Annotated in this window: 14 protein-coding genes; 9 read left to right on the top strand and 5 right to left on the bottom strand. The window is 70.5% G+C overall.

All coding sequences use genetic code 11. The features are described from left to right. Positions 1-18 precede the first annotated feature (18 nt). The 3 genes from ACIPY8_RS02810 (at position 19) to ACIPY8_RS02820 (ending at position 1,905) form a co-directional block, all read left to right on the top strand. The gene (locus ACIPY8_RS02810; RefSeq protein ID WP_400814718.1) at positions 19-1,182 is read left to right on the top strand and encodes an acyl-CoA dehydrogenase family protein; all 1,164 of its coding nucleotides are present in this window, start codon (positions 19-21) and stop codon (positions 1,180-1,182) included. A 133-nt stretch (positions 1,183-1,315) separates the two neighbouring features. Next, positions 1,316-1,537, top strand: a complete 222-nt coding sequence (locus tag ACIPY8_RS02815) for a ribbon-helix-helix domain-containing protein (protein ID WP_400814720.1) — start codon at positions 1,316-1,318, stop codon at positions 1,535-1,537. After that, entirely contained in the window at positions 1,534-1,905 is a 372-nt protein-coding gene (locus tag ACIPY8_RS02820) for a type II toxin-antitoxin system PemK/MazF family toxin (protein WP_400814722.1), read from the top strand. Before ACIPY8_RS02815 ends, ACIPY8_RS02820 begins: the two co-directional genes overlap by 4 nt. A gap of 9 nt (positions 1,906-1,914) precedes the next feature. Here ACIPY8_RS02820 and ACIPY8_RS02825 read toward each other — a convergent pair whose 3' ends face one another. From ACIPY8_RS02825 to ACIPY8_RS02845, 5 genes are all read right to left on the bottom strand, one after another. Then, complete coding sequence (locus tag ACIPY8_RS02825) at positions 1,915-2,499, bottom strand: ECF transporter S component (protein ID WP_400814724.1); 585 nt, start codon at positions 2,497-2,499, stop codon at positions 1,915-1,917. Continuing rightward, entirely contained in the window at positions 2,496-3,371 is an 876-nt protein-coding gene (locus ACIPY8_RS02830) for a siderophore-interacting protein (protein WP_400814727.1), read from the bottom strand. Before ACIPY8_RS02830 ends, ACIPY8_RS02825 begins: the two co-directional genes overlap by 4 nt. A gap of 11 nt (positions 3,372-3,382) precedes the next feature. Next, the gene (locus tag ACIPY8_RS02835; RefSeq protein ID WP_400814730.1) at positions 3,383-4,201 is read right to left on the bottom strand and encodes an energy-coupling factor transporter transmembrane component T; all 819 of its coding nucleotides are present in this window, start codon (positions 4,199-4,201) and stop codon (positions 3,383-3,385) included. Beyond that, positions 4,198-5,889, bottom strand: coding sequence for an ABC transporter ATP-binding protein (locus tag ACIPY8_RS02840; RefSeq protein WP_400814732.1), 1,692 nt, complete (start codon positions 5,887-5,889; stop codon positions 4,198-4,200). The genes ACIPY8_RS02835 and ACIPY8_RS02840 overlap by 4 nt, the downstream gene beginning before the upstream one ends. A gap of 226 nt (positions 5,890-6,115) precedes the next feature. Continuing rightward, a complete protein-coding gene (locus ACIPY8_RS02845) occupies positions 6,116-6,658 on the bottom strand; it encodes an ECF transporter S component (protein WP_400814734.1) in 543 nt (180 codons plus the stop codon). 183 nt (positions 6,659-6,841) lie between these two features. On the opposite strand from ACIPY8_RS02845, the gene ACIPY8_RS02850 reads away from it, so the two are divergent. The 6 genes from ACIPY8_RS02850 to ACIPY8_RS02875 are packed head-to-tail and all read left to right on the top strand — an operon-like array spanning position 6,842 to position 13,185. Further along, positions 6,842-9,124 carry a carbon starvation CstA family protein gene (locus ACIPY8_RS02850; protein WP_400814736.1) on the top strand — a complete coding sequence of 761 codons (2,283 nt, stop codon included), beginning with the start codon at positions 6,842-6,844 and terminating at the stop codon, positions 9,122-9,124. 14 nt (positions 9,125-9,138) lie between these two features. Continuing rightward, positions 9,139-9,384 (top strand): YbdD/YjiX family protein, encoded by a 246-nt coding sequence (locus ACIPY8_RS02855; protein WP_400814738.1) that lies wholly within the window; start codon positions 9,139-9,141, stop codon positions 9,382-9,384. A 29-nt stretch (positions 9,385-9,413) separates the two neighbouring features. After that, a complete protein-coding gene (locus ACIPY8_RS02860) occupies positions 9,414-10,598 on the top strand; it encodes a sensor histidine kinase (RefSeq protein WP_400814740.1) in 1,185 nt (394 codons plus the stop codon). Positions 10,599-10,631: 33 nt separating this feature from the next. Further along, entirely contained in the window at positions 10,632-11,360 is a 729-nt protein-coding gene (locus tag ACIPY8_RS02865) for a LytR/AlgR family response regulator transcription factor (protein WP_400814742.1), read from the top strand. Then, complete coding sequence (locus ACIPY8_RS02870) at positions 11,357-11,731, top strand: heavy metal transporter (RefSeq protein ID WP_400814744.1); 375 nt, start codon at positions 11,357-11,359, stop codon at positions 11,729-11,731. The genes ACIPY8_RS02865 and ACIPY8_RS02870 overlap by 4 nt, the downstream gene beginning before the upstream one ends. Beyond that, entirely contained in the window at positions 11,728-13,185 is a 1,458-nt protein-coding gene (locus ACIPY8_RS02875; protein ID WP_400814747.1) for a cation acetate symporter, read from the top strand. Before ACIPY8_RS02870 ends, ACIPY8_RS02875 begins: the two co-directional genes overlap by 4 nt. Positions 13,186-13,283 lie beyond the last annotated feature (98 nt).

Genomic DNA, 13,283 nt, shown 5'->3' on the forward strand with positions numbered 1-13,283 from the left:
CACGTTCGGGAGGACGCCATGGAACGCGACATCTACGAAGAGGATCACGAGGCATTCCGCGACCTCGTCAAGGATTTCGTCAAGCGGCATGTGAACAACGAGGCGATCGAGCGCTGGGATGCCGCCGGCGAGATCGACCGCGACACCATGCTCGCCGCGGGGGAGGCCGGACTCATCGGCCTGTCCGTGCCCGAGGAGTTCGGCGGCGCGGGGATGCTGCAGGACTACCGCTTCCGCACGATCGTGATGGAGGAGGTCATCGCCGCCGGTGCAGGCTCGCTGGCCGGGGCGTTCGGCATCCAGGACGACCTCGCCGTGCCGTACCTCGTGCACATGGGCACGCAGGAGCAGAAGGAGAAGTGGCTGCCCCGCATGGCCACCGGCGAGGTGCTCGGCGCTCTCGCCATGACCGACCCCGGCGCCGGGTCCGATCTGCGAGGCATCAAGACCAACGCCAAGAAGGTCGACGGCGGATACATCCTCAACGGCGCGAAGACGTTCATCTCCTCGGGCACCACGGCCGACGTCGTCGTGACGTTCGTGAAGACGGGGGAGGGCAACCGCCCCGACGCGTTCAGCCTGCTGCTCGTCGAGAAGGGCATGGAGGGCTTCGACCAGGGCAAGAAGCTCAGCAAGATGGGCTTCCACGGCTGGGACACGGCCGAGCTCAGCTTCACCGACGTGTTCATCCCCGACGAGAACCTCATCAGCGGCAAGGAAGGCCAGGGCTTCATCCAGCTCATGCTGAACCTGCCGCTCGAGCGCCTGTCGATCGGCGTCGCCGCGGCCGCCGCCGCTCAGGCCGCTCTCGACTGGACCGTCGCCTACACGAAGGACCGCGAGGCGTTCGGCGAGCGCATCGCCGACTTCCAGAACACCCGCTTCCGCCTGGCCGACATGGCCGCGACGACCGACGCGATGTGGGCGTACATCGACCGCGCGCTCCGTGCGTATTCGCAGGGGAAGCTCTCGGCCGAGGACGCGGCGAAGGTGAAGTTCTGGGCCACCGAGCGCGAGTGGGAGGTGCTCGACACCGGTGTGCAGCTGCACGGCGGCTACGGCTACATCATGGAGTACCCGATCGCCCGCGCCTTCACGGACGCCCGCGTGCATCGCATCTACGGCGGCACGAACGAGATCATGCGCGACCTCGTCGGACGTCAGATCGCCGGCAAGCGCTGACGACCGGCGGCTCCGTCGCCAGGAGATGGGAAACGCTCCGGAAGCACCGTCTTCCGGAGCGTTTTCCGTCTTTCGACGTGTTGTTGCCTGAAGGCGGGTGGCAAGAACGGTGCTACCGCAGTAGCATCACCGTATGTCGAGCGCCAAAGTGAGCCTCAGCCTCAGTGAGAGCGACCTCGCCTTCCTGGACGCCGAGTCCCTGAGCGGGCGGTACCCCTCGCGGTCGGCCGCCGTGCACGATGCCGTCCGCCTGCTGCGCGAGAGCCGGCTCGCGGATGCGTATGCCGAGGCGTTCGCCGAGGGCTATGACGACGAGTGGGATGCCGCCGACGCCGACGGGCTCGCGAGCGCGTGACCACGGCATCCGTCTCGATCCTGCGTCGCGGTCAGATCGTGCTCGTGTCCCTCGATCCGGCTGTCGGATCGGAAGCACGCAAGACTCGGCCCGCAGTGCTCGTCAGCAATAACACGGCGAACGCGCAGGCAGCGCGGTCGCCGCGAGCGACGGTCACGGTCGTGCCGCTGACGTCGAAGACCGAGCGCGTCCTCCCCTTCCAGGTGCTCCTGCCGGCCGGAACGACAGGGCTGGACCGTGATTCGAAGGCGCAGGCGGAGCAGATCCGCACGGTCGCCGTCGCGAGGATCGTCCGCCCGGTCGGATGGGTGCCGGCGGAGTTGATGGGCGAGCTCGACGAGGTGCTGAGGCTTCATCTGTCGCTATAGCGACCGAGGTCAGCGGGGGAGTCGGGCTCCGACTCCGGCCGTGCGCAGGCGATCGGCGATGAGGATGCCGAGGGCCGTGCCACCGAGGCAGCTGGCCAGCGTGATCGCGAAGAACGCGATCTGCACGCCGAGGCCGAAGGTGCCGAGGTCGAACGACTGCCACGCGAGGATCGGGTAGAGGATGCCGACGATCGCGGCGCCGAGGTAGTGCAGCCACGTACCCCAGTAGCGCCACAGCACGAACAGGAACGGCAGCTCGGTGAACGCCGCCCACCACAGGTTCGTCGCGACGCTGCTGAAGCCGTGGCCTGAGAACGGCACGATCACGAGCCCGGCGAGGAGCCCCACGAGGAGTCCGACGAGCGGACGGCGCAGCAGCCGCAGGGCGATCACCGAGGGGAGGAGCCAGAGCCCCGCGATGCCGACGCTCACGAACGGAAGACCCGCGTACAGCAGCGTCGACACCCAGTTGGCCGGCGCGAGCAGGATGCCGCCCGCGACGCCCAGCGCCGCACAGGTCAGCAGGATCGCGGTCGGGACCCGGAAGCGTCGCCGCCCGGTGCGGGGTCGATTCCGCACCTCCGCGCCGGTCATGCGAGGGGCTCCGCGGCGGCGTCGCGTGCGGCCTTGGATGCCGGGGACGCGGCGCCGATCTTCCAGTATCCGCAGAAGCTCACGGCGTTCTTGTCGACGCCGCGCTCGCCCACGAGATGCTTGCGCACGCCCGATGCGAGGGACTGCTCGCCCGCGGCGTACGCGTGGAAGGGGGCCGCGGGGAGCTCGAGGTCGTGCAGCAGGGACATCGCACGGGATCCCGGCGGGAACTCGTGCGGCCGCTCGAGCCACACGACGTCGACGCCCTCCGGGTGCGGGAAGGCGAGAGCATCCTCGTTCGTCGGCACCTCGATGATCGCGGTGCCCGTCGCCGTCGCGGGGAGCGAGGCGCAGATCGACGAGATCGCGGGCAGGGCGGTCTCGTCGCCGATCAGCACGACCCGGTCGACGCCGCGCTGCGGGTTGAACGTGAGCCCCTCGTCGATGATGAGCACGTTCTCGCCCGGCTGGCACGTCTCGGCCCAGCGCGACGCGGGTCCCGCGGTGCCGTCGGCGGCCGAGCCGTGCAGCACGAAGTCGACGTCGATTTCGGCGCCGGCGTGGTCCGTCGCCGGACGGTACGCACGCACGCTGTAGTTGCGCATCACGGGCCGCTCGCCGTCGGGGATGCGGAGGAACTTGAGGTAGCCGAACATCCTGTTCGCCTTGGCCGGCACACGGTCGAGTCCCGCATCCCCGCCGATCGGCAGGAACAGACGGAACCACTGGTCGAAGCCCATCGGACGGAACCTCTCGACCTCGCCGCCGCCGAGAGTGACCCTGATCCAGTGCGGGGAGAGTCGTGCGGTGCGGAGCACGGTGAGGTGCAGGAGCTCGGAGGACTCGGGCTTCACGAGTTTGCTGAATGCCATGAGGGCGCCTTTCAGGGCAGCTGCCAGGGGAAGAACGCCGTGAAGATCGCGGCGGAGACGACGAGACAGAGCACGATGAACACCGTGTCGCGCACGCGGAAGGGCACGAGATGACGCTCGGTGCGTGTCGGATGGGCGCCGAAGGCGCGGGAGTCCATCGCGAGGGCCACACGCTCGGCGTGCCGGATCGCCCCGGCGAGCAGCGGGACGATGTAGCCCCAGCCGCGGGCGATGCGCGCGAACGGGCCGCTGCCTCCGTGGTGGCCGCGCACGCGATGGGCGGCGCGGATGACGGAGAGCTCGTGGCCGAAGCGGGGCACGAAGCGGAACGCGGCGAGGGCCGTGTAGCCGATGCGGTACGGCACGCGGAGCTGCTGCACGCTCGCGCGCACGAGGTCGGGTCCGGTCGTGGTGAGCCCGCCGATCAGGGCGAGCGCGATGATCGCGCCCAGGCGCAGGGCAGTGGCGAACCCGATCGCCAACGCGCCCTGGCGCAGCGTCCACGCGCCGATCTGCAGCACCGCCGGGGTGTCGGCGACGAGAGCGGCGTCGACCCAGAGCGCGAAGCCGACGCCGATCGCGAGGATGCCGAGGGGCAGGATGCCGAACAGCAGCGCCGCGAGGCGCCCGGTGAGCCGTGCGCCGACGACGATCGCGGCGAGGGCGAGCACGAGGAACGCGGCCGGAGTCGCCAGATCGCGCACGAAGATGAGGAGCACCATCGCGGGGGCGACGCCGGCGACTTTCGCGAGCGGGTTGAGCGCGTACAGGAACTGCCGCGGAGAGGTCGCGACGACCGCGGCGTACGGATCGAAGGTCGAGGCGCTCATGCGACCGACTCCCCGGCGGCCGCGAGGACACGCTGCAGCGGAGGGAGGCGCAGCCCGGCCTCGTCGAACGTGCTCTCGTCGCCGAACAGCGCGGACGTCTCTCCGGCCGCGTGCACACGTCCGTCTCGCAGGATCAGAGTGTGCGTGGAGTGCTCGGCCACGAGCTGCAGGTCGTGCGTCACGATGAGGATCGTCGTCCCCTCGTCGCGCAGGCCGTGCAGGAGGTCGAGGAGCTCCGACGCCCGGGCGCGGTCCTGGCCGAATGTCGGCTCGTCGAGCGCGAGGATACGAGGTCGCGTGATGAGGGCGGTGCCCACCGAGAGGCGCCGCTTCTCCCCGCCGGACAGCAGGAACGGATGCACCTCGGCCTTGGCCTCGAGACCGAACCGCGTGAGCATCGTTCCCACGCGCTCCGCGATCTCGGCATCCGGCGTGTGCCGCAGTCGTAGGCCGTGCGCGAGCTCGTCGAACACGGTGTGAGCGATGAACTGGTGCTCGGGATTCTGGAACACGAAGCCGATCCGGCTCGCCAGGTCGCGCGGCGAGGCTGTTCCCGGATCGATCCCGCAGACCGTGACCTGGCGCTTCGGTGGCGGCACCACTCCCGCGAGCGCCTGGAGCAGCGTGGTCTTGCCTGCGCCGTTCGTCCCGACGATCGCGGTGAGGGTGCCGGGGGCGATCTCGAGATCGATGCCGTGCAGGATCTCGGTGCGCTGACGGCGGACCGTGAGCCCGCGGGCACGGATGATGGGCTCCGTCTCGGTCGACGACCGGCGAGCGGAGTCCCCCGTGGTCGTTGAGCGAGCGGAGCGAGACGAAACGCCGTGAGCCGCTCCTGCAGCCAGCGCTGCGGCGAGCTCCTCGGGCGTGAGCGGCAGCGGATCGAACCGCGCCCCGGCATCCTGCATCCGCAGCGCGGCGATCGTCGCGGCGGGCAGCCACACGCCCATCGCGACGAGCTCGTCGACGTTGTCGCGGATGACGTCGGCCGGGGTCCCGTCAAAGGCCACGCGACCGGACCGGTCGAGCACGATCGTCCGGGTGACGAACGACATGGCGGCGTCGAGGTTGTGCTCGACGAGGAGGATGGCCCGGTCGCCCGCGGCGATCACATCGGAGAGCGCGGCGTACACGTCGTCGATGCCCTGCGGGTCGAGGTTCGCGGTCGGCTCGTCGAGCACGATGAGTGGCGACCCCATCGCGAGGGCGCAGCCGATCGCGAGGCGCTGGCGTCCGCCGCCCGAGAGGCGGTCCGGGTTCTCGTCGCGCCGGTCCCAGAGTCCGACGCGCCGGAGGGCGTCCTCGCACCGGGCATGCACCTCGTCGAGCGGCAGCAGCAGGTTCTCGGGGCCGAAGGCGACCTCGTCGTACACGGTGCCCGTGACGATCTGCGCATCGGGATCCTGGAACACCATCGCGACCTGCGTGCTGAGCGTCGCCGTGAGCGCATCCGTCGTGTCGATCCCACCCGCGGCGACCGTGCCCGTCATCGTGGCGGGAACCGCATGCGGGATGAGCCCGTTGAGCGCGAGCGTCAGCGTCGACTTGCCCGAGCCCGACGGGCCCAGCAGCAGCACGACCTCGCCTGGTCGGATGTCGAAGGTGACGTCTCCGGGGGAGGGGTGCACGGCATCCGCGTGCGTGATCGAGAGGTCGCGCACGCTCAGCAGAGGCTCGGTGGAGCGCACGGCATCACCCCGGGTCGGCGGATCGGTACCGTTCCAACTTAGCCGAGCCTTACCTACCTCCGCCACGCGGGCCGCGCGCACCGCCTCGGTCGAGACCCACCACAAGCGTCGAGACCCACCCCGCGCGACGTCGGCGGTGGTGGGTCTCGACGCGCGCGGTGGGTCTCGGGGCCGGATGGGAGCGCGGGTGCGTGGGAGCGTCGGGAGCGTGGGAGCGCGCGGCGGGTCAGCGGCGGGCGACGCCTGCGCGGCTGAGCGCGGTGCCGATCGCCATGCCCACCGCGGTCCAGGCGATCGGGCCGAGCACCGACACGACCAGGTAGGCGATCTGCGCCCACAGCGGCAGAGTGCCGAGATGTGCGGCGAAGAAGACCACGACGGCGACGAGGATGCCGATCACGGCCGCCGAGAGGAAGAAGCGCCACGCGCCCCAGGCGCGGTACCGGGTGAGGGCGGCGATCCCCTCCTGGATCGCGCCGAAGAGCAGAGCGGTGCCGATGAAGCGGAGCGCCCACGCCGGGTTGAACGCGCTCGCGATGAGGGCGGCGATCACGTGCGTGACGAGGGCGACGAGCGGGCGGCGCAGCACCTCCTGCGCGATGATGCCGGGCAGGACGTGCGAGCCGAGCACCAGCCCGTACAGGTACGGCGTGAGCAGCAGGACGCCGGGTGTGACGAGTCCCGCGATCCCGCCCAGGATGCCGGTGGCGACTCCGATCGCGGCGCAGACGAGCAGCACGCGCGTCGTCAGGAGAGGGGGTCGGGCCACCCCTCCAGCCTACTTGCGCGGGAGTCGCGCGGATGCCCTCAGCGGCCGTGCAAAACCGCTCCGACGTCCGTTCGTCGCATCGTCCGCACCGCTCGTCGCACGACGCCCTCCGCGGCATCCGATCGGTCCGCGTCGCTCCCTACCGTGGGGGAACGCAATGACGCGCACCCTGAGGAGAACCCCATGACCGCATCCTCGCCGCACAGCCGCGGCGCCGCGAGCGTCGATGACGACCCCGTCATCGTCACCGACCCGAAGCTCCCCCCGGTCGCCCTGACCGAGGCGCATCACGAGAAGTCGAGTCGCTGGACCCTGCCGAAGATCCTGCTGTGGACCGCGATCGCGCTGCTCGGCGGCGTGGCCTGGGTCATGCTGGCGATCGTCCGCGGCGAGACCGTGAACGCCATCTGGTTCGTGTTCGCCGCGGTGTGCACGTACCTGATCGGCTACCGCTTCTACTCCAAGGTGATCGAGCGCTACATCACGCGCCCCGACGACCGCCGCGCCACCCCGGCCGAGGTCAAGCAGGACGGCAAGGACTACGTCCCCACCGACCGCCGCGTGCTGTACGGCCACCACTTCGCGGCCATCGCGGGCGCCGGACCCCTCGTCGGACCCGTGCTCGCCGCGCAGATGGGCTACCTTCCCGGCACGATCTGGATCATCGTCGGCGTCGTGCTCGCCGGAGCCGTGCAGGACTACACGGTGCTGTTCTTCTCGATGCGCCGCGGCGGCCGCACGATCGGTCAGATGGCCCGCCAGGAGCTCGGCAGGATCGGCGGCACGGCGGCGATCATCGCGTCGCTGCTCATCATGCTCATCATCGTCGCGATCCTCGCCCTCGTGGTCGTGAACGCGCTCGGCGAGAGCCCGTGGGGCGTCTTCTCCGTCGCGATGACCATCCCGATCGCCCTGTTCATGGGCGTGTACCTGCGCTACCTGCGTCCGGGCAAGGTCACCGAGGTGTCGATCATCGGCTTCGTGCTGCTCATGGCCGCGATCATCGCGGGCGGCTGGGTCGCCGGCACCGACTGGGGTCAGGCGATCTTCCACCTCGACCGCACCACGATCGCGTGGGGCATCATCGTCTACGGCTTCATCGCCGCGGTCCTCCCGGTCTGGCTGCTGCTCGCCCCGCGCGACTACCTGTCGACGTTCATGAAGATCGGCGTGATCGTCATGCTCGCCGGCGCGATCGTGCTCGTGCGTCCCGAGATCTCGGTCCCCGCGGTCAGCGTGTTCGGCGAGAACGGCATGGGTCCGGTGTTCGCGGGTCCGCTCTTCCCCTTCCTGTTCGTGACGATCGCGTGCGGTGCCTTGTCGGGCTTCCACGCGTTGATCGCGTCGGGCACGACGCCGAAGCTCGTCGAGAAGGAGCGTCAGACGCGCTTCATCGGCTACGGCGGGATGCTGATGGAGTCGTTCGTCGCGATCATGGCGCTCGTCGCCGCGATCTCGATCGACCAGGGCATCTACTTCGCGATGAACGCGCCCACCGCGGCGACCGGGGGCACCGTCGAGGGAGCCGTCGCCTTCGTGAACTCCCTGGGCTTGACGGGGGTGAACCTCACACCCGAGATGCTCACGGGCACGGCCGCGGCGGTCGGCGAGGAGTCGATCGTGTCGCGGACCGGCGGCGCCCCGACGCTCGCGCTCGGCCTCGCGCACATCATGCAGCAAGCCCTCGGTGGTCAGGCGCTCATGGCGTTCTGGTACCACTTCGCGATCATGTTCGAGGCGCTGTTCATCCTCACCGCGGTGGATGCCGGAACCCGCGTCGCGCGCTTCATGCTGCAGGACTCGATCGGCGCCTGGTTCCCCAAGTTCCGCGACGTGTCGTGGCGTCCGGGTGTGTGGATCTGCACCGCGATCATGGTCGCCGGATGGGGAGCTATCCTCATCCTCGGCGTCACCGACCCGCTCGGCGGCATCAACACGTTCTTCCCGCTGTTCGGCATCGCGAACCAGCTGCTCGCCGCGATCGCGCTCGCCGTGGTGCTCGCGATCGTCGCGAAGCGCGGGCGGTCGTACTTCAAGTGGCTGTGGATCATCGGCCTGCCGCTCGCGTTCACGGCCGTCGTCACGATCACGGCGTCGCTGTACAAGATCCTGTCGCCCGTGCCGGCGATCGGCTACTGGGCGAACCACTTCCGCTACCTCGACGCGCTGAACTCCGGTGACACGACGCTCGGGGAGCCGAAGGTGCTCGAAGCCGTCATCCGCAACACGGCCGTGCAGGGCACGCTGTCGATCATCTTCGTGACGCTGGCGATCGTCGTGATGATCGCCGCAGTGGTCGCGACGATCAAAGCGATCCGCGCCGGCGGCGGCGAGAACACCGAGGACGAGCCGGTCGCCTCGCGGCGGTACGCGCCGGCGGGCTTCCTTCCCACGTCCGAGGAGCGCGAGCTCGAGAAGCAGTGGGAGCCGCTGCTGGCCGACGAGCGCAAGGCATCGACGCACTGAGATGACGCTCTGAGATGACCGACACCATGAGTCGGACGGATGCCGCGACCACCGCTCTGCGGGCACTCTGGTGCACCGCGGCGCGGGTGGGCCGCGGCATCCGCTGGTACATGACGACACTGATGGGCGACACGGCCTACGCGACCTACGTCGCCCATCACCGTCGTCACCACCCGGACGAGGAGCCGCTGACCGAGCGGCAGTTCTGGCGTCAGCGCATGGACGACCAGGACCGCAACCCCGGTGCCCGCTGCTGCTGAGGGGGATGCGCGATGCCTAGGCTGAGGGCATGAACGACGTCGTCCTGGCTGTGGCGCTCGGCGCGGTCGGAGGCATCGTGCTCACCGTGCTCCTCGTGCTGGCGCGGCGTCTGGCCCGAGGATCGGCCGACCTCGGCAGCGATGCCGAGCGCGCGGCGTTGCAGGCCCTGCACCAGGCGAGCCTCGCGGCCCCTCACCTGCGCGGGGGGTTGGAGTCGCCCGACGTCGTGAAGGCCGTCCGGCACCTGCGGGTGCTGCTCGGCAGCGCCGCGGTCGCGATCGTCGGCGCCGATGACGCCCTGTCGTTCGACGGCTCGTCCGAGGGGCTGGAGTCGGCGGCGCTGCGCATCGCGCGGCAGGTGCGGGAGTCGGGACGCCGGCAGGTCTTCCCTTCGCCGGAGGGGAGCTCCGACGACCTCGAGGCGGTGGGGGCGCCGATCGTCGTCGACGGGCAGGTGATCGGCGCGGTCGTGGCGTTCGCCGCTCCGATCGGCGCAGCCCTCGTGCGCGCGGCGGAGGAGGTCGCGGACTGGTGCGCCGCGCAGGTCGAGCTCGGCAGCCTCGACGCCTCCCGCACGCAATTGGCCGAGGCGGAACTGCGGTCGCTCCGCGCCCAGATCTCCCCGCACTTCATCTACAACGCCCTCACCGCGATCGCGTCGTTCATCCACACCGACCCGATGCGGGCCCGCGACCTCGTGCTGGAGTTCGCGGACTTCACGCGGTACTCGTTCCGCCGGCAGGGCGAGTTCACGACGCTCGCGGAGGAGCTCGGCAGCATCCACTCGTTCCTCGAACTCGAACGGGCGCGGTTCGGGGAGCGCCTGCGGGTCACATTGCAGATCGCGCCCGAGACGCTCGCGACGGTCATCCCGTTCCTGTCGGTGCAGCCGCTCGTCGAGAACGCCGTGCGGCACGGGATCGAGCCGGGGGAGGGCGGAGGCGAGATCCGCATCGCCTCACGCGACGACGGCACGCACACCGAGATCACGGTCGAGGACGACGGCGTCGGCATGGATCCGGACGGGTTGCGCGCCACACTCACAGCCGCCGACGACGGCCTGCACGTGGGGCTGCGGAACGTCGACACCCGCCTGCGACAGCTCTACGGTGCGGACGGCGGTCTCGTGGTCGAGACGAACACGGGCGCGGGTACCCTGGTGCGCATGCGGGTGCCGAAGTCGCAGCCGCAGCACGACCCCGACACCGACTGACCTCCGACACCCGATCCCGATGAAGAGGTGCGCATGATCGACGTCCTCGTCGCCGACGACGAGAAGCCGGCGCTCGACGAGCTCGTGCACCTGCTGCGCCACGACGCGCGGATCGGGGAGGTGCTGACGGCGACCTCGGGCGCCGAGGCTCTGCGGATGCTGTCGCAGCGGGCCGTGCGCATCGCGTTCCTCGACATTCACATGCCGGGGCTCCTCGGCACCGAGCTGGCGCGCTCGCTGCTCGCGCTCGCCGCCCCTCCCGCCGTGGTGTTCGTGACGGCCGACGAGGCCCGCGCGGTCGAGGCGTTCGAACTGCGCGCCGCCGACTACTTGCTCAAGCCCGTGCGGCTCGAGAGGCTGCGTCAGGCGATCGACCGGGTCGTCGACCTCGGCGAGGCGGCGACGCCGACCGATGACGAGATGCTCCCGGTGACGGTCGGCTCGACGGTGCGGTTCGTGCGGCGCAGCGAGGTGCGCTGGGTGCAGGCGCAGGGAGACTACTCGCGGCTGCACACCGTCGACGGCGGGCATCTCGTGCGCACGCCGATCTCAGAGCTCGAGACGCGGTGGGCGGATGCCGGGTTCCTGCGTATCCACCGCTCCACCCTCGTGCGTTCGGCGGCCGTCACGGAGGCGCGCCTGTCGGGCGCCGAGCCCGTGGTCGTGGTCGACGGCGCGGTGCTGCCTGTGAGTCGGCGCCTCATCCCGGTGGTGCGGGAGGCGCTCGTGCGGGCGAGCGCCCGACCGGAGGGCGTGGGATGACCGAGATCCCGAAGCGCGTGCGCGTGACGGCCGACGCCTCGGTGCGTCGCGCGGCGCCCGTCACGCGCGGGATCGCGCTCCCCGGCTCCCCGGTCGACGATGCGGATGCCGTCTTCACGCGAGCGCTCATGCGCAGCCAGCTGCGGCTCGCGCTCGGCACGGTCGCGGGGTTCGTGCTCGTCGTCATCGCGCTGACGTTGACGATCGCGCTGATCCCCGAGATCGATCAGCTCGTGGTGTGGGGGCTGCCGCTGTCGTGGCTGCTGCAGGCGTACGCGTTCTACCCGATCATCCTCGTGTTCGCGGTGCTGTACGTGCGCACGGCCGCACGCAACGAGCGGCGTTTCCGCGCGCTCCGGGACCGCGAGTGAACGCCGCGCTCGACCTCGTCGGCATCGCCCTCGTGGTGGTCGCGACGCTGCTGATCGGCGTGTACGGGCTGCGCATCTCGCGCACGACGGGCGACTTCTTCGTCGCGTCGCGCACGGTGCGTCCGGTGTGGAACGCCTCGGCGATCAGCGGCGAGTACCTCTCGGCCGGAACCTTCCTCGGACTCTCCGGGCTCGTGCTGCTCGACGGCGCCCGGGGGTTCTGGTTCCCGATCGGGTACGCGGCCGGATACCTGCTCGTGCTCGTGTTCGTGGCGGCTCCGCTCCGGCGCAGCGGTGCGTACACGATCCCGGACTTCGTGGAGGCACGTCTCGAGTCGACAGCGGCTCGTCGCGTCACGAGCATCGCGGTGCTCGTGATCGGGTGGCTGTACATCGTGCCGCAGCTGCACGGGGCGGGCATCACCCTTCTCGTCGTCGCAGGCGTCCCGGAGTGGGTCGGCGCGGTGCTCGTGGCGGTGCTGGTCGCGGCCGCGGTGGCCGCGGGAGGGATGCGGGCGATCACGTACGTGCAGGCGTTCCAGTACTGGCTCAAGCTGACTGCGCTGCTCGTGCCGGTGGTGTGCATCGCGTTCGCGCTCAGCGGTGGTCCGCACGACTTCGACCCGGCACTGGTGTTCCCGGCCGAAGCCGGCCCGTCGGGGTTCGACGCGTACGAGACGGCATCCCTGCTCCTCGCCCTGCTGCTGGGGACCATGGGGCTCCCGCATGTGCTGGTGCGCTTCTACACGAGCCCGACCGGGGTCTCGGCGCGACGGACGACCGTGATCGTGATCGGCATGGTCAGCGCGTTCTACGCCGTGTCGAGCACCATGGGTCTGCTCGCCCGCATCGCCGCCCCCGACCTGGCAGTGCCGGGCGTCGCCGACACGGTCGTGCTTCTTCTGCCGTCGCGAGTGTTCCCCGGCGTCGCGGGCGAGCTGCTCACGGCGCTCATCGTCGCGGGAGCGTTCGCGGCCTTCCTCGCGACCTCCGCCGGGCTCGTGGTCTCGCTCGCCGGGGTGATCAGCCAGGATGTGTTCTCCGGATCCGTGCGCTCCTTCCGGCTGTCGGCCGTGCTGTGCGCGCTCGTGCCGCTGGCCGTCGCACTGCTCACGGCGCCGGCGGGCCTCGGTTCGAGCGTCGGCGTGGTGTTCGTGGTCGCCGCGTCGACCCTGTCGCCGGTCGTGCTGCTCGGCGTGTGGTGGCGCGGCCTGACGGCTCGCGGCGCGGTGGCGGGGATGCTGTCGGGCGGTCTCGCCGCAGGGCTCGCGCTGCTCGTGCACGCCGCGATCGACGGCGTGGGCGTCGCCGCGCCGTACCTGGCGCAGCCCGCCGCGTGGACGATCCCCCTCGCTGCTGCGGTCACGGTCGTCGTGTCGCTGCTCGATCCCCGCGGACCGTCGCCGCGCACGTCGCGGTTCCTCGCCCGGGTGCACTCGCCCGAGCGGGTGTGACCTGCACATAGGTGAGGTCGTTACGCAGTCGTGACGAAATAATTTGTCGCGACACCTGTCCATCCGCTATCTCTTAGCTATGCGGCGATGATGTCCGC

Origin of the sequence: Microbacterium sp. NPDC089696 (assembly GCF_044749125.1) — a bacterium.
Lineage (GTDB): Bacteria > Actinomycetota > Actinomycetes > Actinomycetales > Microbacteriaceae > Microbacterium.